Raw genomic sequence first — 23678 nt, 5'->3', positions numbered from 1 at the left:
TATATAGCAGCCAAATTCCCCAAACTGCAAATAAATAATTGATTTATATAAAAAAAAAAAGCGCGGGAATCTGTACCTGTTACTCGTCCCGCGCATAGAGGCCTTCGCATTGCCCATCGTAGCTGAACGAGCAACGCAGAAGCCCACGCCGATATGTATAGAGACTTAATATACGCTTATTTGTTTAATAAGGTACACTAAAAATATATAAACATATCCCGCAGACATCCACTGTTGCTCTGTCCCGGCTACGATTCAGAAGTTGCGAAGTTCCTATGCGCCAAAGACAAAACGTCAAGTAAACGTCTTTCTTTAATATATGTCCGCTCCCCACCCCATTCACCCTCATTCGAGGTATCGGCGTAGGAAACATCGCAAAACCACAAAAAAAAATTTATAAATGATAATGAATGGCAAAGTTTTTTTTGCAAACAGCGTGGACTTGTTTTCACTGACAAAGCCAAAGCCTTGCACCTGCTACGCAATATCAGTTAAGCCATCTGTTCAAGCCCGACAGTATGTTCAATGTCGCTTACAATATCTATAAGTTCGATAGCGAGCTTCGCAAGCTGATTATTACGGAACTGGGAATGGCATACGGCAGCTTTATTTCAAATAGTATTTTATTCCTATAAAAGCTACATTACAGGTAATAGATTAACAAAAATAAATCAGCAAACGCTTTTCGTACAATCAGTGTAAAGAGAAACTTATACTGTAAAAAAAACATCAAAACCAAAAGTATCCTGTTTCCACTACCGATCGACCACAAGCCCACCCCTCTCAGAACACCTTCTACAGTGGGGGTATCTCAGTATCATACTGAGGTACCCTAAGTATCATACTGAGACTACCTAAGTATGATACTTAGATACCCTCGATACAAGATCAAGATAACATCACTTCCGGAAAAAGTTCAAATACAAGGTTCCACCGCCCATTATTTGTCGGAATATTTCTAAAACAAACAACGATAAGATGTTACACATTCCCGGAATAGTCCAATCAATATAAATCAATGAGGGCTTTGTTCGCTACACGAAAAACGGTTTGATGCGTATGACGAATCAATGTTATTATCTGCTCAAAGTGAACAGACATCCAGTCTTTGTTTATGCTGCTATTCTCCATTGCTATTTCTTCCCTTTAACCTTTTTGTTCAAAATCTTTATATTATCCAAATAGGCTTTCTCTACGGGAGAGAGTGTACGGACATCAAACTGCCTATATTCCCTTTCTGCTTTTTCCATAGCTTGCTCATGACTGACAGTTCCACTACCATTCAAGAGTTGTTCTCCTGTAGAAGAGAGAATTGCATCAAGATGCTGAAATATGATTACGTCCAGATTGTAATATAATGTTTCGTATGACTTCCCCTCTGCGGCAGTTGTTCGGATTTTCCGAACAACTGAATCACGCCGTAACTCTCCTTCTTCAAATACGTTTTTAATATGTTCGCTAATGGTAGATTTTATTTGCAGACTGTTGCAGATTCATATATCTAATGTCTTAATTAAGGTTCCCTGAATAGTATCATATTTTAAAAGTATTACCCCGAAAAAGCTTTTCGATATTGTGCCCAAATCTCAATTCTTTATCCGTACAATCACACAAAGGTTTAATCTTATTTCCATTCAAGATAAAGTATATCTACATATCTTCCATTGAGAACAATCTGCTCTCTATCTCATACTTAAACAAGGCTTTCTTCCTCAATTCCTCTACTTTGAATGCAAACAAATCCGGCTTGAAATTCTTGGATTGCCTTTTCACCTCTGCCACCAAAGCTTTCTTCTCCTCCGCATATAGTCCTACAATATCAATTTCATCCTGATCTTTATTGTTTTTACCCTGCCACCATGAGCCTATGTCTGCAAATTCCTTACTCTCCATCATCTGTTGGCGAAAGTACATTTCCAATGCCAAACCGGAGAAAGTGGGGTAATCCTTTTTAATAATATCAGCCAAGCGTTCAAAATTCTGTATCTCTATATAATTTTGATACTTGATAAAATACCGGAACCAGAAACGCAAAAAAAGATCCGATACCTCATAACGGACTGTTTGAGAACTCTCTTTTGAAAGTATCGGCCGTTTCTTCTTTACCAGCCCATAGTCTTCTTCCAATCTTTTCAGTTGTCCGCCCAGACTGATCCCTCCCATAACCGTCTCCATCTCCGACAAAGTATTCCTGCCATTGGAAATTGCGGATAGAATAGAAAAGTAATTGCCGTACTTTTTACCGAATTCTTGCACCAGCAAAGCTTGCCCTTCTGTCAGAAAGGATGAATCAGGTTGTAGCATAAAGTCCACCATACTTTCCACATCCGTACATCCATTGTCCATAAACTGCTCGATATACTTCGGGACACCACCGGTAAAAGTATAAAGTCCCAATAAATCATCTTTAGTATAGTCCGGTTTATGATCCGACATGATTTCTTTCAACACCGAAGTAGTAAAAGGAGCCAATTTCATTATACTATCGGCACGACCGTACAACGGTTCCTTGGAGTCCCTGAAAATTGTATTCATAAGCGTATAAACCGAACCGCTGACAATAAGATTGACATGGCTCCGCTTCCTCAACCGATCCCAGGTATCTTGCATCAAACTGTATATTTCCGGGTTTATATAGTAGAACTCCTGAAACTCATCTATAATCAGATTGTATTCCATCCGTGTACCCAAATCCATCAAGAAGCGGAACATCTCTGCAAAATTAGTAAGTTCCGGCACGTAAATATTGAGTGACTGCCGGATTTCAGAAGTAAACCGCAAACAAAGATCTGTTTCATTACTTCGACTGACAAACAGATACACCGTAGGCGTACCTTCACAACTTTTGAAAATAAGACTGGTTTTACCAATGCGCCTCCGTCCGGTAAGTACAGTCATTTGTGAATGCACCGAAAAAGATACTCCGCGAATCTTTTCCAATGAGGCTAATTCTTTTTCTCTATTGTAAAATTTCATATTCTATCTTGATTATATCTGACTTTATAACAAGAAACATTACCATTGTAAAATTTACGACGGTAAATTTTAAACCCATAGCAAAATTAGTAATAAAATCGAGAATACAGCACTATTAAGACGTTGAAAATCAAGAAAAGAATAAATAATGATATAAAAAACAGACTCATACAAGGAGTTCAGCACCCTTCCACCACCGCATCCACCGTTTCACCGTTAGCAAACAACGCCTCGTCCATCTGCAACAGTCTCTTCTTCAGCCGGAACTTCTGCTGAGATACCGAAGCGGGCGACACGGCCGTCAACGTAGCAACCTGCGCGTTGGTAAAGCGCAACCGGATGAGCAGGCAAAGTTGAAGGTCGGCAGGCGTAAGTTTCGGGAAACGTCCGGCAAGGCGGGTGGTAAACCCTTCGTACACACGATCTGTAAGTGTTTGCAGGTATTTCCACTGTTCGTCCGTGAGGAACTTGGGATGGCTGCGCAGTTGTCCCACTACCCCGTCGCGGTCTATCAAGGCAGAAGTGAGTGCCTGTACCTGGCCATCCAGCACGTGCGCACGCTCCCCCTCCTTCCGCAGCACTTCCAGTTCGCGGGGTAAAGGGCGATTTTCATAATCCTTAAGACGTGTACGAAGAGACTCATTTTCATCACACAGCAGATTGCCGTGCACCATGAGATTGGTCAACGATCGGTGTATTTCTTCCCGTTCTTCATCCGTCAGCGACATCTCCTTCAGGCATTCCTGCAATTCATTCTTTTCAAGCTCGTTGTTGCGCAGACGTTGTTCATTCTCGCTCAATTCAATAAGATAGCGGCGGTGCTTACGGTCAGTCGAAAACTTGATATCTCTTATGGAGAGCCATACGTTCAGACCTATCATCAACGCAGTAAATGCTCCCAAGAAGAATTGCTTCCGTTTGTCGGCAGGCATCAGGCGGACGCGCTTTCCACCAGAGAGTTCTTTTACCCGGTCATATTCCCGGTGCAAATCCGCCAACAAACGTACGGCATGAGCACTGTCGGCTGCACCGGCATTCGCCAGCGAGTCGGCACGGACAAGGGATTGTTCATAATTCAACAGGATTGGATTGGCAGGACTTGAACAGGCTGTCAAAATCAGCAAGAGAATCAAGGAGGAGAAGAAATGCATAGGTTTCATCATGGTTCGATGTGTTTATTTTATTCGGGACACAAAGATAAAGCATTCTCCCCACAATAAAGACAGAATGCAAAGCTTTTACCCATAAAATTGTTTTATGTGATAAATTTGCATTTCTTTGTACAATCATATAAATCATGGCAACGAGCCCTCATCATTACTACTTATGAAAAACTACAAGATTTCTTTATTGGGAGCCAGCCTCCTGTGTGCCGCTACTGTGTTTGCACAGAACACAAGTCCGCAACCCTCTCCGCAAGAACTCATTACGCGGGACAACAACATCAGTCTGCCCGCCATCTACCAGATAGATGGCGAGAAAGAAGCAAACCCTCATGCAGTAAGGGTGTTGAAGGGCCTGCTCGCGGGTAAACAAAGCACCCGCGAAGGACTCCGTATTTACATAGGAGAAAAAGGGGATAAAAGCGTGCGCAAATACAGTCGCCTCATTCCCGATTACGACGAAGGTTACTACCTCTCTGTCAACGAAAAGGAAATCGTACTGGCAGGAGCCGATGAACGGGGCACCTATTATGCCCTGCAAACCTTTGCGCAACTGATAAAAGACGGCAGGCTGCCCGAAGTGGAAATAAAAGACTATCCTTCCGTGCGTCGCCGTGGTGTGGTAGAAGGTTTCTACGGAACTCCCTGGAGCCACCGGGCACGCCTCAGCCAACTCGAGTTCTACGGCAAGAACAAAATGAATACCTATATATACGGCCCGAAAGACGACCCGTATCATAGCGCCCCCAACTGGCGCATGCCCTATCCCGAAAAAGAAGCCGCCCAATTGCAGGAGCTGGTAACAGTGGCCCACGAAAACGAAGTCGACTTCGTATGGGCCATTCATCCGGGACAAGATATTAAGTGGAATCAGGAAGACCGCAACCTCCTGCTCTCCAAATTCGAGAAAATGTATCAGCTTGGTGTCCGTTCCTTTGCCGTATTCTTTGATGATATTTCCGGCGAAGGCACCAATCCCCAAAAGCAAGCGGAACTGCTGAACTACATTGACGAGCATTTTGTGCAGACCAAGCCCGATGTCACCCCACTCATCATGTGCCCCACGGAGTACAACAAAAGTTGGTCGAACCCTAATGGAAACTACCTCACTACGCTGGGCGAACAACTGAATCCCTCCATTCAGATTATGTGGACAGGAGACCGTGTAGTATCCGACATTACCCGCGACGGCATTGCCTGGATTAACGAACGCATCAAACGTCCCGCCTACATCTGGTGGAATTTCCCCGTGTCCGACTACGTGCGCGACCACTTACTTCTTGGTCCCGTCTATGGCAACGACACCACGATTGCCAAAGAGATGTCCGGCTTCGTAACCAATCCGATGGAACACGCCGAAGCATCTAAGATAGCCATTTACAGCGTAGCAAGCTATGCATGGAATCCGGCTAAATATGATGCCATGCAGACATGGAAAGATGCCATCCACGCCATTCTGCCGGATGCAGCCGAAGAACTGGAATGTTTTGCCACCCACAATGCCGACCTGGGTATCAACGGGCATAAATATCGCCGCGAAGAATCACAGAACATCCAACCTGTTGCCGAACGCTTCCTCCAAAGCTATATAAACGATGGCAGCTACGATAAAGCAGACATTGAAGCCTTACAAAAGACTTTCGAGCAAATGAAAGAATCCGCCGATATCCTGCTGGCGGATAAAGAAAACAAGCCCCTGATTACGGAAATCACTCCTTGGTTGCATCAGTTTAAACTGTTGGCCGAAACCGGAGAAGAAGTGTTGAAGATGGTAGAAAACCGGGAAGGCAACTCCCAATCTTATTTCATGCAGAAGTATAAGCATGTAAAGGCCTTGCAGCAACTGATGTTCAACGTAGACCAGAACTACAATCAGAATCCTTATCAGCCGGGAGTGAAGACTGCTACAAAAGTGATAAAACCATTGATAGACCAAACTTTTGCAACCGCTACCAAACGCTACAATCAAAAGAACGGAACCCGGCTGGATGCCACTGCCGACTACATGCCACACCGGTTAATCAGCAACGTAGAACAAATAAAGAATCTACCATTGCAGATAAAAGGCAATCGTATTCTCATTTCTCCTGCCAACGAAGTAGTGAAATGGGCAGCCGGAAACAGTGTTGAAATCGAACTGGACAATGATTATCCGGGAGAGAGCATACAAATCAACTTTGGCAAGGATGCCCCTTGTACATGGGGACATCTTGAAATCTCTACGGATGGCAAAGAATGGAAAACGGCAAATTTAAAACAAAAGGAGAATAAACTAACGGCTGACTTGCAAAATACTCCCGTGAAATTCATACGCTTCACCAATGTGAGTGCCGAAGAACAACAAGTTTATTTACGGCAATTTATGCTGACCATAGCAAAGGAATAAAGAAGAAGAAGAAGTAAAGTCAAAACACTGATAATCATATCATTCTGTCATCCTAAACGTAGTAAAGAATCTCCTCTCTGTGCATTCAGGCGAGTAGCTCCTTCACTGCGTTCAGGATGACAAAGCGATAAACTTATTTCTATTCTGATACAACCTCACATAACGATGTTTTTTAGAACTCGCTCGTGAAATGGAATTTAATATGTTTAAAGTCCATCTGCGCCATTTGCAGCACGTATCCGCTATCCGCCAGAAATACATCCCTACCCTCACGGTCTTTCGCCATATACTGATACTTACGTTTCTTAAATGCCTCCAGTTCTTCCTGGTCATCACTCTCTATCCAGCAAGCCTTATACAAACTCAACGGCTCCCAACGGCACTTCGCACTGTATTCATTCTCCAGACGATACTGGATAACCTCGAACTGCAACTGCCCTACCGTACCGATAATCTTACGCCCGTTGAACTGGTTAACAAACAACTGCGCCACACCTTCGTCCATCAACTGGTCGACACCTTTAGCGAGCTGTTTCTGCTTCATCGGATCGGCATTCTCTATATACTTAAACATCTCCGGCGAGAAACTCGGTAAGCCACGGAAATGAAGCATCTCCCCTTCCGTCAGCGTATCACCAATCTTAAAACTTCCGTTGTCCGGCAAGCCGATAATATCACCTGCCCAAGCCTCGTCGACAGTCGTCTTACGCTGTGCCATGAACTGTGTGGGCGAAGAAAAACGCATTGTTTTTCCGTGACGCACATGCAGATACGGTGCATTACGCGTGAATTTACCTGAGCAAATCTTGCAGAATGCAATACAGGAACGATGATTCGGGTCGATATTAGCCGTTATCTTAAAGATAAATCCTGTGAACTTCGGTTCCTCCGGTTCCACCTCACGCTCCTCCGCCTGTACGGGACGGGGACTTGGGGCTACTTCCACAAAGCAATCCAGTAATTCCTGCACACCAAAGTTATTCAGTGCCGAACCGAAAAATACAGGTGCCAACTCTCCTTTCAGATAGTCTTCTTTATCAAATTCAGGATAAACCCCGTCTATCAGTTCCAACTCACCACGCAGTTTATCCGCCAACTGAGCACCAATCTGCTTATCCAGTTCTTCGGTATTGATATCTACTTCCACCTTCTCCGTAACCACCTGCTTGGAAGGTTGGAAGAGATTCAGATTTTGCTCATAGATATTATAAACCCCCTTGAAACGGATACCGCTCTCAATAGGCCACGTCAGCGGACGCACATGAATGGAAAGTTCTTCCTCCAATTCATCCAGCAAATCGAAAGGGTCCTTTGCTTCACGGTCCATCTTGTTGACGAAGATGATTACCGGCGTATTACGCATACGACAGACTTCCATCAGCTTACGCGTCTGCGTTTCCACACCCTTTGCACCATCCACTACGATGATAACGCTATCTACAGCGGTCAGCGTGCGGTAAGTATCTTCGGCAAAGTCCTGGTGACCGGGTGTGTCGAGGATATTAATCTTATAATCTTTGTAATCGAACTCCATCACAGAGGTGGTTACAGAGATACCACGTTGTTTCTCTATATCCATCCAGTCGGATGTAGCCGTTTTCTTTATCTTATTGCTCTTTACGGCACCAGCCACCTGAATCTGCCCACCGAAAAGCAATAGCTTTTCAGTCAATGACGTCTTACCGGCATCCGGATGCGCGATAATCGCAAAGGTTCGTCTTCTCTGAATTTCTTGGTTCATTCGTCGTTATCGTTATTACTATTTTTATTTTTACTAATTGTTTTGGCGTTGAGTGCAGCACTTAAGGCTACCCAAAAGCTTTCTTCGAACTCATACCTCAAGCTTCTTAATACAGTCTGCAAGACTCTCTTCCCAATGCGGAATGTCAATGCCGAATGTTTTCTTTATCTTTGTCTTATCCAAAACCGAATAATGCGGACGTGGAGCCTTTGCCGGATATTCATCCGTATGCAACGGATTTACTTTACAAGTCGTAATGCCTGCAATGCGGTGAATAGCAACTGTAAAGTCATACCAGGAACATACGCCCTCATCACTGAAATGATAAATACCCGGTACAATTCCCTGATTGATGGCTGCATAGATGGCAACTGCCAGGTCTTTCGCATACGTTGGCGTACCAATCTGGTCAAAAACAACTCCCAAAGAATCACGTTCACGTCCCAAACGAATCATCGTTTTCACAAAGTTGTTTCCATAAATAGAATATAACCAGGCAGTACGAATCACCATCGCCTTCTCACAGTTCTGCATGACTTCCTTCTCCCCGCCTAGCTTGGTGAAACCATAAACGGAATTAGGACACGGCGTGCAATCTTCTTTATAAGGTATATGCGCCGTACCGTCGAATACATAGTCTGTAGAGACTTGTATCATTGCCGCACCATTGGCCTGTGCAGCACGTGCCAGTATTCCCGGAGCTTCCTCATTCAGTTTGCGGCATAGTTCTTCATTGTCTTCCGCCTTATCAACTGCCGTAAAAGCAGCACAATTCACTACGACATCAATCTGATTGTCAGCAATACATGCCCGTACAGCTTGTTCGTCACAGATATCCAATTCCTGTACATCAGTAAAAAAATAAGTGTGTTGCGGATTCTCTTTTGCAAGAACTTGCATCTCGTTGCCAAGTTGTCCGTTGGCTCCGGTTACTAATATTCTCATCTCTATATTTAGATTCAATTAATTACAATTCACGACTGAAATTACCACACTTCATCACTCTTCCAGCTTCAACTCCCCCTTCTTATCCTTCTCATTATAGTTGGCAAGCAAAGATATGAAACTGCTGATAGCCTCTATCGCCTTCGCCGTTCCCGGCGTGATTTCCTTCTTCTGCAAACGCAGCAGCAGAACACCATACAAAGCTTCGAAACATGTTTCCAATTCCGGTTCATCCTTCTTGCCATTCTTTTGGCGCAACTCTACGATAAAGGGCAGTGCTTTGAAATAAGCTGCACTATAATAAGGGTATTTAGGTGATGCCAGCAATTCACCATGCAACTCCGTCAGGTTTATCACTACGTTACGGTTGATTTGCAGATGTCCTTTCTCCTTCACCCCTTCAATACGCATCATATCAATCAGATTACCGTACCATTCTTCAAGTGCAGGGCGTTCCTCTTCGGGATAACGGGAGATAATGCTTTCGCGGATTTTATCTATATCACAACCGTTGGCACGTATCAAGTCTTCCACCTGCCACATATATATAAGGTATTCTGCGATATTCTTCGCTTTCAATTGTTGTGCTATCTTCATGATTTTATATTTCTTGTCAGTAAAGTGATTCGCCCATCAGCGTAAACACCAATCCAAACACAGACACAACAATGACAATGCCTCCGATGATACGGTTCAATATCCAGATGCCGCGCAGGTTGAATTGTGTACGGACTTTATTCACAAAGAAAGTAATGCCGAACCACCACGCCAATGCTCCCAATGCAATAGCCAGGTATCCGGTGACCGCCTCAAACACCAATACCCCTTCGCTGACAAAGGCAAAGCGTGCAAAGAGTCCGATAAAGAGGAATATAATAAGTGGATTGGATAGTGTGACGGCGAATGCCGTTATGAAGTTATGAAAATAAGAACCTTTATTGGTAGAAACAGGACGAATGGACGAGACGGGATTACTGCGAAACGTATAAATGCCAAATGCCAACAGCATAATGCTTCCGAACAACTGCAAATAAAAAATATTTTTATTGACGTAATCAAATACGAAACTCATTCCGTATCCTGTCAGCAAGGCGTAGGCAATGTCACTCAACGAAGCTCCCAGTCCCGTTATAAAACCATACCAACGCCCCTTGTTCAGCGTACGCTGAATGCACAGCACGCCGACAGGCCCCAGCGGTGCAGACACAACTACCCCGATAATAAAGCCCTTCCATAATATATCGAATATGGTCCTTATTTCAATCATGGCTGCAAATATCGTACTTTTTTGTGAGACGAACCAATTGTGTTAACGTTTTTTCGACTGATTATCATAAAACGCCTAAGTCAAGTACAAAATAATTCAGTATAACTCCTATCAATACACCAACTTAAAAGAACAAAAAAAGCAAGTTACCGTAGTTTTATATCAAGATTTTCATTATCTTTGTATCGTTAATTAATACAAACAGAAAAAACATGCTTATGAAAACAACTCATCAATTAAAGAATCTTTTATTCATTACACTACTTGCACTTATCGGCTGTATGGACAATGATGTATATAATCCTGACAGCAAGCCAGACAAAGAACCAGACAACGGAAATGTCACCGACCTGACTATCCCCTCCGATTTCCCGTGGTCTACTACTGCACAGGTTGCCGTTCATGCAGCTATCGGTAATAATACGCCCCACACTTACACTATCTCCGTCTATCCACAAGGAGCTGATGAAGAAAGCTTGCCTGTAGCTATTGGCACAGCCAACTCCAACCATCCTTATAACAAAGAAATCACACTACCTGCCAGTGATACAATAGTGACCGTAATTCAAACATTGCGCTACACAGATGGTAGCCAAATGACATTGGAATGCAACGTCCCGATAGTCAATAAAAAAGCAACAGTACATCTGGGAGAATCCGACAATACAGCCATCCCCACCCGGGTTACCAGCACAACTACACGTGGTAACGACGACCTAAAAGATTGGAATAAAGCGAAAGAGCTAACAGCGGACATCACCAAGATAAATAAGGATGAAAAGTACAAAGTTTCTGCCGGAAACATGGTTAATTTGAATGACAATATTAATATCATGGAAGGCGGTCAAATTTATATTGCAGGAATATTAAACATTTCAGCGAAAAATGCATTTCAGAACCACAAAAATGCCAAATTTATCATCTTAAGTAAGGAACAGTCCAAGGGAGAAACAGCAGGAGGACTTCAATGCTTAGGCGACTTCACTGTTAAAGATGAATTTGAAATAGAGAATTACGGCACTATGACAGTGAGCGGAACACTCGCCATTAAAAATGGCGGTGAAATTGACAACTACGGATGCCTTCACGCCAAAAGAATAGAATTAGATGGTAACGGAAAAGATGATTCACCACTTGAAATAAAAGAGAAGGGATACGTTTTCTCCAAAACGATGTGGATGCAAAAAGCCACTTTAGAGATGGAAAAGAACTCTCTTTTAGAGGTTGAAGAAACTTTAGAGTTTAAAAATGACTGTAAAATAGAAGGAGATGATGATGGCAAATGGGCCGTGGTCAAACTAACGAATGCAACAGTAATAAACGAACACAATGGTAAGACTCCCCAAATTGAAGACCGGGTATTTATCGTATGCGACCATAACAATGGGGAAAAGCCAAAGAACATCCATCTGGAAGATGACGCCCGATGGGGTAATACAAAAGCTGCCGCCAACACGGGTGTGAAGACAACAGGATCTGATTGCGCTCCCGCCTACAACCCAGAAGAAGGGGGTACCCCGGAAGAGCCCGGCAAAGACAAAGAATATACTTTAGGTCAGTATACCTACGCCTTTGAAGACCTGTGGCCTAACTTTGGCGATTACGACATGAATGACATTGTATTGGTTACCGAAGCTACACTAAAGGTCACAGGTAACTATGCAACCCAAGCCACCCTCAAGTGCAAACTTGCCGCCATCGGAGCGAGTAAACGCATTTCTGCAGCAGTACAGTTGGACGAACTCACTGCCGACAACATTAGCAGTATCCAATATGATACGAGTAATAATTTCACAGAAAATATGTTCAAAACCAATGCCAATGGCACAGAACAAGAACAAACTTTTGCAGTTGTGCCTCTATTCGACCATGCGCACGCTTTTGCAGGCTATACCGGCACTCCCATCGTAGGTACCTATAAGAACGCTGAATTCAATCCTAAAGTATTCACCGTAACCATTCATTTCAAAGAGAACAGCGTGGAAGAGTCCAAATTAACTTTAGACAATTTGAACTTCTTCATCACTTGTAACGCATCACAAGGCAAACGTATGGAAATCCACCAGATCAATGAAAAAGCAACCAACTTGTTTGACACATCCACCATTGGCGGAGTGGTTGCATCCCCCAATACCCCATTCAGGGCAGAAGGCAATTTCTGCTGGGTTATGAGAATTCCCGGCGAATTCAGTTTCCCTTTAGAGGGTAACAATCTTCGCCAGTCTTTTGAGAATTTCGAACTATGGATAACCAAGCCGGATTACGATTGGTATAACCACCCCTTCCCGGATAAAGTAAAGTAAAACAATAAGGATTCCCGATAAAAACGCATGCAAGCAAATCTGCATGCGTTTTTTATTTCCTTTTCTTTCTCTCCCCAACGATTTTATGTATCTTTGCGCCAAAGAAAAAAAGCCGGTACTTCCGTAAGCACTTCCCAGTCTTTTCCGGAGTACCCCAAGCATAAATCATAAATCATAAATCATAAATATTCAGTATGATTCTTTTTTTCAAGACCCCATCCAAGAGCGTGATAGCCGTAGACTGCGACCACGTACTTTCCCAGGCAGACATCGACAAACTCTGCTGGCTTTTTGGAGAAGCCACCCCCGAAAGTGAAGACAACCTGAAAGGACATTTCGTAGGTCCACGCCGCGAAATGATTACTCCATGGAGTACGAACGCTGTAGAAATCACCCAGAATATGGGACTGAACGGCATTATCCGTATTGAGGAGTATTTCCCCGTAAAAGATGAAAACGCTGACCGCGATCCGATGCTGCAACGCATGTATAAGGGTCTGGATCAGGAAGTATTCACCACCAACCGTAAGCCGGAACCAATCATCCATATCGAAGATTTGGAAGCTTACAACGAGAAAGAAGGCCTGGCACTCTCTAAAGAAGAGATGGACTACCTCAAAAAAGTAGAACAAGACCTTGGACGTAAGTTGACAGACTCCGAAGTATTCGGTTTCGCCCAAATCAACTCCGAACACTGCCGCCACAAAATCTTCGGTGGAACATTCATCATCGACGGTGTAGAACAAGAGTCTTCCCTCTTCCAGATGATTAAAAAGACTACTCAGGAAAATCCCAATAAGATTATTTCAGCATACAAAGATAATGTAGCCTTTGCCGAAGGTCCGGTGATTGAACAGTTTGCTCCGGCAGACCACTCCAAGCCCGATTACTTCCAGGTGAAAGACATCAAGAGCGTTATCTCACTGAAAGCAGAAACACACAATTTCCCCACAACCGTAGAACCGTTCAACGGTGCATCCACCGGTACAGGCGGTGAAATCCGCGACCGTATGGGTGGTGGTAAAGGTTCATGGCCCATTGCCGGAACTGCTGTCTACATGACTTCATATCCCCGCACCGATGAAGGGCGTCCCTGGGAAGAAATCCTGCCTGTACGCCAATGGCTGTACCAGACTCCGGAACAGATTCTAATTAAAGCATCCAATGGTGCCAGTGACTTCGGTAACAAATTCGGCCAGCCGCTAATCTGCGGTTCTGTGCTGACCTTCGAACACCGTGAAGAAGGAAACAAGGAAACAAGGGGACAAGGGGACAAGGCAGACCTTGTCAACTCGCCAACTGAAACCTCGCCAACTTTCTACGGTTACGACAAAGTTATCATGCTTGCCGGTGGTGTGGGTTATGGTACCAAACGTGACTGCTTGAAAGGTGCCCCCGAAGCCGGAAACAAAGTAGTCGTTATCGGTGGTGATAATTACCGCATCGGTTTGGGCGGTGGTTCCGTATCTTCTGTAGATACCGGACGCTACAGTAGTGGCATTGAGCTGAACGCTGTGCAGCGCGCCAATGCTGAAATGCAGAAACGTGCCTATAATGTGGTGCGCGCCCTCTGCGAAGAAGAAACAAACCCAGTGGTATCCATTCACGACCACGGTTCGGCAGGACATGTGAACTGCCTTTCTGAATTGGTGGAAGAATGTGGTGGTGTAATTGACATGAGCAAGTTGCCTATTGGCGACAAAACCCTCTCCGCCAAAGAAATCATTGCCAACGAAAGTCAGGAACGCATGGGCTTGCTCATTCAGGAAGAAGCCATTGAGCACGTGCGCAAAGTGGCTGAACGCGAACGCGCCCCGATGTACGTAGTAGGTGAAACTACCGGCGACCATCGCTTCGCTTTCCAGCAGGCTGACGGTGTACGTCTGTTCGACCTTGCCGTTGAACAGATGTTCGGTTCGTCTCCCAAGACTTACATGATAGATAAGACCGTAGAACGTCACTATGAAATGCCTAAATACGAGCAAGCCAAGTTGCACGAATACCTGACGAACGTATTGCAACTGGAAGCAGTTGCCTGCAAGGACTGGTTGACCAACAAAGTAGACCGTTCCGTAACAGGTAAGATTGCCCGCCAACAATGCCAGGGCGAATTACAATTGCCGTTGAGTGACTGCGGTGTGGTAGCCCTCGACTATCGTGGCGAGAAAGGTATTGCCACTTCACTGGGACACGCCCCACAGGCTGCGCTTGCCGACCCGGCTGCCGGTTCTGTACTTTCCGTGAGCGAAGCATTGACTAACCTTGTATGGGCTCCGCTTGCCGAAGGACTGGACAGCGTATCACTCTCTGCAAACTGGATGTGGCCTTGCCGCTCACAAGAAGGTGAAGATGCGCGTCTCTACACTGCTGTGAAGGCTTTGAGTGATTTCTGTTGTTCCCTGCAAATCAACGTGCCTACCGGAAAAGACTCTCTATCCATGACACAGAAATACCCCGACGGCAGCAAAGTGATTTCTCCGGGAACAGTAATTGTTTCAGCAGGTGGCGAAGTTTCAGACGTAAAGAAAGTGGTTTCTCCCGTTCTTGTTAATGATGAAAAGACTACGATTTATCACATCGACTTTAGTTTCGATACATTGAAACTGGGTGGCTCCGCCTTTGCACAATCATTGGGCAAGGTAGGCGATGAAGTACCTACAGTGCAGGATGCCGAATATTTCCGCGACGCTTTCCTTGCCGTACAGGAACTGGTGGACAAAGGCCTGATTCTTGCCGGCCACGACATATCAGCCGGTGGCCTCATTACTACCCTGCTGGAAATGTGCTTCGCCAACGTAGAAGGCGGTATGGAAATCAGCCTCGACAAAATGAAGGAACATGATCTCGTGAAACTTCTGTTTGCCGAGAATCCGGGTATTGTTATCCAGGTGAGCGACAAGCATAAAGACCAGGTGAAACAAATACTGGAAGATGCCGGTGTAGGTTTCGTGAAGATTGGTAAGCCGACCGACGAACGCCACATCCTCATCACTAAAGATGATGCCACTTATCAGTTCGGCATCGACTATATGCGCGATGTATGGTATTCTACTTCTTACCTTCTCGACCGCAAACAGTCTATGAACGGCTGTGCCAAGAAACGTTTTGAGAATTATAAGATGCAGCCACTTGAATTCGCTTTCATGCCGGGCTTCAAAGGCAAATTCTCACAATATGGCATCGACCCGAACCGCCGTACACCCTCCGGTATCCGCGCAGCCATCATCCGCGAGAAAGGTACGAACGGTGAACGCGAAATGGCCTACTCCCTTTATCTGGCAGGCTTCGATGTGAAAGACGTGACCATGACCGACCTCATCAGCGGACGTGAAACACTGGAAGATGTGAACATGATTGTTTACTGTGGTGGTTTCTCTAACTCCGACGTATTGGGTTCGGCCAAAGGTTGGGCAGGTGCATTCCTCTTCAACCCGAAAGCGAAAGAGGCACTCGACAAATATTATGCACGCGAAGACACGCTCTCACTGGGTGTCTGCAACGGTTGCCAGTTGATGATGGAACTCAACCTTATCACTCCGGAACATAAGAAACAAGGCAAGATGTTGCACAACGAGTCCCACAAGTTCGAGTCCAGATTCCTCGGCCTCACCATCCCAACTAACCGCAGCGTAATGTTCGGTTCGTTGAGTGGCAGCAAACTCGGTATCTGGGTAGCTCATGGAGAAGGTAAATTCTCTTTGCCGTATGATGAAGACAGATATAATGTGGTGGCTAAATATAGCTATGATGAGTATCCCGCCAACCCGAATGGTTCGGACTTCTCAGCAGCAGGTATAGCCAGCGCCGACGGACGCCATCTGGCAATCATGCCCCACTTGGAACGTGCCATTTTCCCATGGCAGAATGGTTGTTACCCGGCAGAACGTCTGCACAGTGATCAAATCACTCCGTGGATGGAAGCCTTCGTCAATGCTCGCAAATGGATAGAAGAGAAAGTTAAGTAGAGTTCTCCGATTATTCAAGTAATAGATTAGGCGCAGGTTACATTTTACAACTTGCGCCTTTTTCATGCAAACTATCAGAGAAATAGACCATTATTATTCTACTTTCATTTTGCTTTTATCAAACAAAATGCATATTTTTGCGTTAATTTCACAAATGCCCCCAATAACAAAACGACCGTAACTGTTATGAGAAAATTTGTTCTTTTCTTTTTATTCATATATATATCTTCCCTCTGCATCGCCCAAACATATAAATATCTTGGCGTAGAAGATGGATTGAGCAATCGCAGGGTATATGCCATCCAAAAAGGTCCGAAGGGTTATATGTGGTTTCTTACACATAATGGCATCGACCGTTATGACGGAAAAGACTTCAAACAATACCGCCTAATAGACAGCGAGATAGAAGTTAACTCAATGCTGAATCTGAGTTGGCTCTATGTAGGCGTAGACGGAACTCTGTGGGAAATAGGCAAAAAGGGAAGAGTATTCCGCTATGATAGTACGCACGACCGCTTCCAGTTCGTATACAAGTTGCCGGACGAGGTAGTGAAAGGGAATCCTTCTCCCGTAAGCTATGGCTTCATTGACACCAACAACGTAGTATGGTTGTGCAATGAAGAAGCGTTGTACCTCTATGATACCAAAACCGGAAAGACTACCGTCATCCAGAATCTGATTGGCGAAAGCATTACAGACGTCGAACAGATTGACCCTGAACACTATTTCATCGGTACGGATGACGGCATACATCATGCTGAGTTAAAAGATAATGTCCTCAGCCTTTCTCCTTGCGAAAAGCTCGATAATCTGAAGATGCAGGTCAATGAGTTATTCCTTCACAAAGGAAGCCGCAAGCTTTTCGTAGGGACCTTTCAGAGAGGTGTCTATGCATATGACATGAACCTCCATCAGACCATCAAACTCAATGCTGGTCTGGAAGACGTCAGCATCACACGTATCAAAGCTTTCAATGACAAAGAAATATTGATAGCAACGGATGGTGCCGGTATTTATAAAATGGATGTGGAGACGTATAAATGCGAGCCTTATATCATGGCCGATTACAACAGTTATAATGCCATGAACGGCAACAGTATCTATGATTTCTATGTAGACGGTGACCGTATCTGGATGGCAAATTATCCTATTGGAATCACGATACGAAACAATCAATATACCAGTTACCAATGGATTAAACATTCCATTGGCAACAAGCAATCGCTCATCAATGACCAGGTGAATGCCATCGTTGAAGACCATGATGGTGATTTATGGTTCGCCACCAACAACGGCATCAGCCTTTATGTTACCAAAACCCAACAATGGCACTCATTCCTCAGCGTATTCGACAATACAAGTCTGACAAAGAATCATGTATTCATTTCTTTGTGTGAAGTTTCACCGGGCGTCATTTGGGCAGGGGGATACAGTTCCGGTATTTACCAGATAGACAAAAACCGGATGAAGGCTGAGTTTTTCACTCCTACAACTTTTAGCGGTAGCAATATCCGACCGGATAAGTATATACGTTCCATTATGAAATCATCCGACGGTAGCATCTGGTCGGGTGGCTATTACAACTTAAAGCAGATTAATTTCAAAACTAAAGAAATTCGGCTATATCCCGGTTTGAGCGGCATCACGGATATCAAAGAAAAGGATGAACAACACATGTGGATAGGCACTGTCACAGGCTTGAATCTGCTGGATAAAGAAACCGGTGAGTATCAATATATAGAGATGCCAATAGAATCTTTCTATATTAATGCACTTTATCAGGATAAAGACGGTCTGCTGTATATAGGAACCAGCAATTCCGGACTACTTATCTATAATCATAATAACAAGTCGTTCGAGCATTTCCACAAAGATAATTGTGCCCTTATCTCCAATAATATATATACCATTCTTTCAGACGGAGACAAAAACATCCTCCTAAGTACCGAAAACAGTCTGACCAGTTACTATCCGACAGCAAAGGTATTCCATAACTGGACAAAGGAACAGGGATTGAAAAGCGATCATTTCAACGCAACATCGGGGACACTTCGCAAGAACGGGAACTTTATCCTCGGAAGTACAGACGGAGCAATAGAGTTTGATAAAGACATGATGATCCCACGCGACTATAAGTTTCAGATGGTATTCAGTGATTTGAGGGTATTCTACCAAACCGTTTATCCGGGCGATGAGAGTTCACCACTGGAAATGGATATAGATGAAACAAAAACGCTGAGACTAAAATATAATCAAAATATATTTTCTCTAAAAGTATCTTCTATCAATTACGACTATCCGTCACTACTCCTTTATTCATGGAAACTGGATGGTTTTTACGATGGATGGAGTCGCCCGGAAAAGGATTGTCTGATCCGGTTCACCAACCTGAACCCAGGAAAATACACATTACGGGTGCGTACCATCTCCAGTGAAGACCGACGGGTTGTTCTCGAAGAACGCAGTATGGATATTGTGATAGAACAACCCGTCTGGCTCAGCTTGTGGGCATTACTGGTTTATGCGGCAGTCATTGCGGCGATTGCCATTATCGCATTACGCATCATCATTTTGCGTAAACAGCGAAAAGCTTCGGACGAAAAGATACGCTTCTTTATTAATACGGCGCATGACATCCGTACTCCGCTGACACTGATAAAAGCACCGCTGGAAGATCTTTATGAAAAAGAAAACCTGACTCCGGACGGACGCAGCAACATGAATACCGCCATAAGAAACGTGAATGCTTTGCTGAGATTGACCACCAATCTAATTAATTTTGAACGTGCAGACACATATTCCGGTTCACTGTATGTATCAGAATACGAACTGAGTACGTATATGGAGGAGATGATAAATGCTTTCCGCGCATACGCTGATGTGAAGCGGGTCAGTCTGACTTATGAAAGTAATTTCCGATACATGAATATCTGGCTCGACAAGGACAAAATGGACTCTATTCTGAAAAATATAATATCCAATGCCCTGAAATATACGCCGGAGGGTGGTAGCGTACATATCTTTACTGCCGAAACAGAAGACAGTTGGAGTGTGGAGGTAAAAGATACGGGTATCGGTATTCCGGCTTCCGAACAAAAGAAGCTATTTAAAATACACTTCCGGGGCAGCAATGCCATTAATTCGAAAGTCACAGGTAGTGGCATCGGCTTGTTACTGGTATGGAAGCTCGTCCACCTGCATAAGGGAAAAATAAACTTCAGCAGTACGGAAGGTAAGGGTTCCTGTATCAAGGTTACCTTCCCGAAGGGAGAGAAGTATTATCGCAAAGCTATTCACACTCCGAAACCGGGAAGTGAAAAGGTGGTTTATGCAGAGTCGGGGGTACCTAAAAATATGCCATCCAACACCGTTTACGAAAGTACCCAACAGAAGCAACAGAATGGTGACCTTCCGAAAATCCTCATTGTTGAAGATAACGATGAGTTGAGGGAGTATCTGCGCAATACGCTATCGGATAATTACAACATACAAGTATGCAATGATGGCAAACCGGCTCTTGATATAGTTAAAGAATACATGCCCGACATGATTATTTCGGATATCATGATGCCTGAAATGCGCGGAGACGAATTGTGCCACATATTGAAAAATGATATTGAAACGTCACATATTCCCATCATACTGCTTACGGCACTGAACAATGACCGGAACATCATTGAAGGGTTGAAGACCGGGGCGGACGAGTACATTGTGAAGCCTTTCAATATAGGTATTCTGCGTGCCACAATTGCCAATATACTCACCAATCGTTCCTTGTTACGGCACAAATATGCCAACCTGGAAGATGAGGAGGACGATGCTACTTGCCTCAACTGCTCCACCGACCTCGACTGGAAATTCATATCTTCCGTCAAAAAGAATGTAGAGGAGAATATAGACAACGCCGCTCTCAATGTAGAAATGCTCTGTGCTTTGCTGAATATGAGCCGTACAAGTTTCTATAATAAAATAAAAGCTCTGACCGACCAGGCCCCGGCGGATTATATCCGACTGATTCGCCTGAAACGTGCAGCACAGTTACTGAAAGAGCAGCAGTACAGCATAACAGAAGTTGCAGAAATGACAGGATTCAGTGACGCGAAGTACTTCCGTGAAGTATTCAAGAAACACTTCAATGTCAGTCCGAGCCAGTATGCAAAACAGAAAGAAGATAATAATGACGATAAATAAGAGAACATGAATATTTACCTTGAGGCATTCGGCCTCTTTTCTAAAATAGGAGTTTTCACTATCGGAGGCGGTTATGCGATGGTTCCACTGATAGAAGAAGAAATTGTAGATAAACGGAAATGGATTGCCAAAGACGACTTTATTGATTTACTCGCTATTTCTCAATCAACACCTGGTATCCTTGCAGTCAATATTTCCATTTTTATCGGCTATAAGTTACGGGGCTTTCGTGGAAGTTTAGTCACTACTTTGGGCACAATTCTGCCTTCATTCTTCATTATACTTGCTATAGCGATGTTCTTTCATAACTTCAAGGATAATGTAATTGTAGAGCGTATCTTCAAAGGGATTCGTCCGGCAGTAGTTGCGCTTATAGCAGCCCCTACATTCAGTATGGCGAAATCTGCTAAAATTAGCCGCTACAACATCTGGATACCTGTGGTATCTGCTTTGATTATCTGGTTGTTCGGTTTCTCTCCTATTTGGGTCATCATTATTGCCGGAGTGGGAGGATACTTGTACGGACGGCTACGACGTTCGTAAATTAAAAATTGAGAATTGAAAATTAAAAATGAGCTGCACATTCATAACTAATAACTAATAACTGTTTCCATGCTTTATTTCCAGTTGTTTTATACCTTCTTCAAAATAGGACTGTTTGGCTTTGGCGGTGGATACGCCATGCTTTCAATGATACAAGGTGAAGTAGTCACTCGCTACGGGTGGCTGTCACCGCAAGAGTTTACGGATATTGTGGCTATCAGCCAGATGACACCGGGACCTATCGGAATCAATTCGGCAACATATGTAGGCTTCACGGCTACGGGAAATGTCTGGGGGTCTATTATAGCTACTGTTGCCGTAGTATTTCCCTCGTTTATATTGATGCTGGCTATCAGCAAGTTCTTCCTGAAATATCAGAAACATCCCGCAGTAGAGGCGGTATTCAGTGGATTGCGCCCGGCAGTCGTGGGTCTTTTGGCTTCGGCGGCATTGGTGCTGATGAATACGGAAAACTTCAGTTCGCCCAAAGAAGATATATATGCGTTTATTGTCAGTTGTATTATATTCCTGGTGGCATTTGTGGGAACCAGAAAATATAAAATCAATCCGATTGTGATGATTGTGGCCTGCGGAGTAGCGGGACTGATACTGTATTAAAAGAGTGTTGCTTTATTCGGACAAATAACTATTCGCCCGAATAAAGCAACATCTCAATATATCTTCCTTATAATTTCACCTTTTTAGCCGCTGTTTTTGATTCATTATGTAGTCGGTCGAGTGCCGTCACTACATAGCGGTATTTAGTCTTGCCATCCTCATAGGGCAACTTATAGAAATTATCCCGTGTGATGGCTATGATATGAGCAGGATTACTGATATCCACTTTCTCTTTAGCATCAAAACGATAGACTACATATTGTACGGCACGATTCATTTCATCTTTATACTTCGGCTCTGTCCAGAACAGGATATATCCGTCGGCCGTCCATACAGGTTTCACCTTACGCACTTTGCCCGGTGCTTCATTATCCATAAATTCAAAAACAGGCGGCAGAGCAGGATACTTATGATATTCCGCAATCAAAGCGTCGCGATACTTCCCGGCATTCTCCACCACAGCACTGGCAGGCCATTGGCAACTTCCGCCAATCGTCTGATAAGCACGCTGCAACGCCATTTTACGGGGTAATTGATTTATGGATGGATTCTGCGGATCAGCATTCTGCACTGTGTTCATTACAGATTGTCCGATGAATAAAGGGCGGTTCTCCGTATTCTTCGCCCACCACTTCACCAATGTCTCATAATCAGCCGCCGGGTGACCGATATGCCAATATATTTGCGGAATATTATAGTCTATCCAACCTTCGCGAGCCCAAAGGAGTACATCGGCATAAAGGTCGTCATAGTTCTGCAATCCATTGGTCTTACTACCCAACGGGTCACTCTTCTCATTGCGATAGATACCAAATGGAGAAACACCGAACTTAACCCACGGCTTCAATTCACGCACCGTCTCATGTATTTTCTTTATCAATACATTGACATTGCTGCGCCGCCAGTCTGCTTTATTGGAGAAACCACCGCCATAGCGGGTAAAGCTGGCATCATCCGGAAAGTCCACTCCCGGTTTAGGATAGGGATAAAAATAATCATCCATATGGATAGCATCCACATCATAACGGGAAACAATATCAGTCACCACCTTGCAGATATGATTGCGGCTTTCGGGCAATGCCGGATCAAAATAAAGCTGATCGCCATAAGTAACAAACCATTCGGGATGCTTCCTGTAAATATGAATAGGAGAAAGTTCATTTTTCAGAGAAGTCTTCACTCGATAAGGATTAATCCAGGCATGAAACTCCATACACCGCTTATGACATTCTTCAATCATAAATTGCATCGGATCCCAGTAAGGCTTTGGAGCCTCGCCTTGCACACCTGTCAGAAAACGGCTCCAGGGTTCATATTGCGAAGCGTACAATGCGTCTGCCTCGGGGCGCACCTGAAAGATTATGGCATTAATGCCGGCTTCTTGTAAGGAATTCAACTGATTTATCAGAATTTGCTTCAGCTTTTCGGTAGGAACTCCACGGAATTGTCCGTTGACGGCTTGTATCCATGCTGCACGGAATTCACGTTTGGGATATCTCTCAGGTTGTAATTGCGCAGCAACTCCCAAAGAAAGGAGTAAGGCGCATACGCATAAAAAGGTTCTCAGTTTCATTCTTATA

At 44.2% G+C, this 23678-nt stretch carries 13 protein-coding genes; 6 read left to right on the top strand and 7 right to left on the bottom strand.

Going from position 1 to position 23678, the window contains the following annotated elements; genetic code table 11:
- Positions 1–1650: 1650 nt before the first annotated feature.
- Both QZ135_RS14160 and QZ135_RS14155 read right to left on the bottom strand, forming a co-directional pair.
- The gene (locus QZ135_RS14160; protein WP_294610474.1) at positions 1651–2976 is read right to left on the bottom strand and encodes an ATP-binding protein; all 1326 of its coding nucleotides are present in this window, start codon (positions 2974–2976) and stop codon (positions 1651–1653) included.
- A 179-nt stretch (positions 2977–3155) separates the two neighbouring features.
- Entirely contained in the window at positions 3156–4136 is a 981-nt protein-coding gene (locus QZ135_RS14155) for a hypothetical protein (RefSeq protein WP_294610479.1), read from the bottom strand.
- A gap of 166 nt (positions 4137–4302) precedes the next feature.
- Here QZ135_RS14155 and QZ135_RS14150 point away from each other — a divergent pair, with 166 nt between their 5' ends.
- Positions 4303–6525, top strand: a complete 2223-nt coding sequence (locus QZ135_RS14150) for a beta-N-acetylglucosaminidase (protein ID WP_294610471.1) — start codon at positions 4303–4305, stop codon at positions 6523–6525.
- A gap of 172 nt (positions 6526–6697) precedes the next feature.
- On the opposite strand, the gene QZ135_RS14145 is transcribed toward QZ135_RS14150, so the two are convergent.
- The 4 genes from QZ135_RS14145 to QZ135_RS14130 form a co-directional block, all read right to left on the bottom strand.
- The gene (locus QZ135_RS14145) at positions 6698–8266 is read right to left on the bottom strand and encodes a peptide chain release factor 3 (RefSeq protein ID WP_294610468.1); all 1569 of its coding nucleotides are present in this window, start codon (positions 8264–8266) and stop codon (positions 6698–6700) included.
- Positions 8267–8356: 90 nt separating this feature from the next.
- On the bottom strand, positions 8357–9211 hold the full coding sequence (gene rfbD / locus QZ135_RS14140; protein WP_294610466.1) for a dTDP-4-dehydrorhamnose reductase: 855 nt from the start codon (positions 9209–9211) through the stop codon (positions 8357–8359).
- Between the two features lie 54 nt (positions 9212–9265).
- On the bottom strand, positions 9266–9808 hold the full coding sequence (locus tag QZ135_RS14135; RefSeq protein ID WP_294610464.1) for a DUF4924 family protein: 543 nt from the start codon (positions 9806–9808) through the stop codon (positions 9266–9268).
- A 16-nt stretch (positions 9809–9824) separates the two neighbouring features.
- Complete coding sequence (locus QZ135_RS14130) at positions 9825–10478, bottom strand: LysE family transporter (protein WP_007664434.1); 654 nt, start codon at positions 10476–10478, stop codon at positions 9825–9827.
- 218 nt (positions 10479–10696) lie between these two features.
- Here QZ135_RS14130 and QZ135_RS14125 point away from each other — a divergent pair, with 218 nt between their 5' ends.
- From QZ135_RS14125 to QZ135_RS14105, 5 genes are all read left to right on the top strand, one after another.
- The gene (locus tag QZ135_RS14125; protein WP_294610462.1) at positions 10697–12781 is read left to right on the top strand and encodes an LruC domain-containing protein; all 2085 of its coding nucleotides are present in this window, start codon (positions 10697–10699) and stop codon (positions 12779–12781) included.
- 194 nt (positions 12782–12975) lie between these two features.
- On the top strand, positions 12976–16746 hold the full coding sequence (purL, locus tag QZ135_RS14120) for a phosphoribosylformylglycinamidine synthase (RefSeq protein ID WP_294610460.1): 3771 nt from the start codon (positions 12976–12978) through the stop codon (positions 16744–16746).
- A gap of 186 nt (positions 16747–16932) precedes the next feature.
- Positions 16933–20937, top strand: a complete 4005-nt coding sequence (locus QZ135_RS14115) for a response regulator (protein WP_294610458.1) — start codon at positions 16933–16935, stop codon at positions 20935–20937.
- A 6-nt stretch (positions 20938–20943) separates the two neighbouring features.
- Positions 20944–21480: a chromate transporter gene (locus tag QZ135_RS14110; RefSeq protein ID WP_294610455.1), complete on the top strand. Its 537-nt coding sequence runs from the start codon at positions 20944–20946 to the stop codon at positions 21478–21480.
- A gap of 69 nt (positions 21481–21549) precedes the next feature.
- Positions 21550–22098, top strand: coding sequence for a chromate transporter (locus QZ135_RS14105; protein ID WP_294610452.1), 549 nt, complete (start codon positions 21550–21552; stop codon positions 22096–22098).
- A 67-nt stretch (positions 22099–22165) separates the two neighbouring features.
- On the opposite strand, the gene QZ135_RS14100 is transcribed toward QZ135_RS14105, so the two are convergent.
- Complete coding sequence (locus tag QZ135_RS14100; RefSeq protein WP_294610449.1) at positions 22166–23671, bottom strand: family 10 glycosylhydrolase; 1506 nt, start codon at positions 23669–23671, stop codon at positions 22166–22168.
- Positions 23672–23678 lie beyond the last annotated feature (7 nt).

The organism is uncultured Bacteroides sp. (assembly GCF_905207245.1).
In the GTDB taxonomy this organism is placed as follows: domain Bacteria; phylum Bacteroidota; class Bacteroidia; order Bacteroidales; family Bacteroidaceae; genus Bacteroides.
Note: the sequence above shows the minus strand (reverse complement) of the source record. Positions and strands in the feature narration are given on the sequence as shown.

Coding starts and splice junctions, on each gene's coding strand:
- QZ135_RS14130 (WP_007664434.1), bottom strand. CDS start 10,478: ATGATTGAAATAAGGACCATATTCGATATATTATGGAAGGGCTTTATT.
- QZ135_RS14155 (WP_294610479.1), bottom strand. CDS start 4,136: ATGAAACCTATGCATTTCTTCTCCTCCTTGATTCTCTTGCTGATTTTG.
- QZ135_RS14125 (WP_294610462.1), top strand. CDS start 10,697: ATGAAAACAACTCATCAATTAAAGAATCTTTTATTCATTACACTACTT.
- QZ135_RS14100 (WP_294610449.1), bottom strand. CDS start 23,671: ATGAAACTGAGAACCTTTTTATGCGTATGCGCCTTACTCCTTTCTTTG.
- QZ135_RS14135 (WP_294610464.1), bottom strand. CDS start 9,808: ATGAAGATAGCACAACAATTGAAAGCGAAGAATATCGCAGAATACCTT.
- QZ135_RS14115 (WP_294610458.1), top strand. CDS start 16,933: ATGAGAAAATTTGTTCTTTTCTTTTTATTCATATATATATCTTCCCTC.
- QZ135_RS14105 (WP_294610452.1), top strand. CDS start 21,550: ATGCTTTATTTCCAGTTGTTTTATACCTTCTTCAAAATAGGACTGTTT.
- rfbD (WP_294610466.1), bottom strand. CDS start 9,211: ATGAGAATATTAGTAACCGGAGCCAACGGACAACTTGGCAACGAGATG.
- QZ135_RS14110 (WP_294610455.1), top strand. CDS start 20,944: ATGAATATTTACCTTGAGGCATTCGGCCTCTTTTCTAAAATAGGAGTT.
- purL (WP_294610460.1), top strand. CDS start 12,976: ATGATTCTTTTTTTCAAGACCCCATCCAAGAGCGTGATAGCCGTAGAC.
- QZ135_RS14150 (WP_294610471.1), top strand. CDS start 4,303: ATGAAAAACTACAAGATTTCTTTATTGGGAGCCAGCCTCCTGTGTGCC.
- QZ135_RS14145 (WP_294610468.1), bottom strand. CDS start 8,266: ATGAACCAAGAAATTCAGAGAAGACGAACCTTTGCGATTATCGCGCAT.
- QZ135_RS14160 (WP_294610474.1), bottom strand. CDS start 2,976: ATGAAATTTTACAATAGAGAAAAAGAATTAGCCTCATTGGAAAAGATT.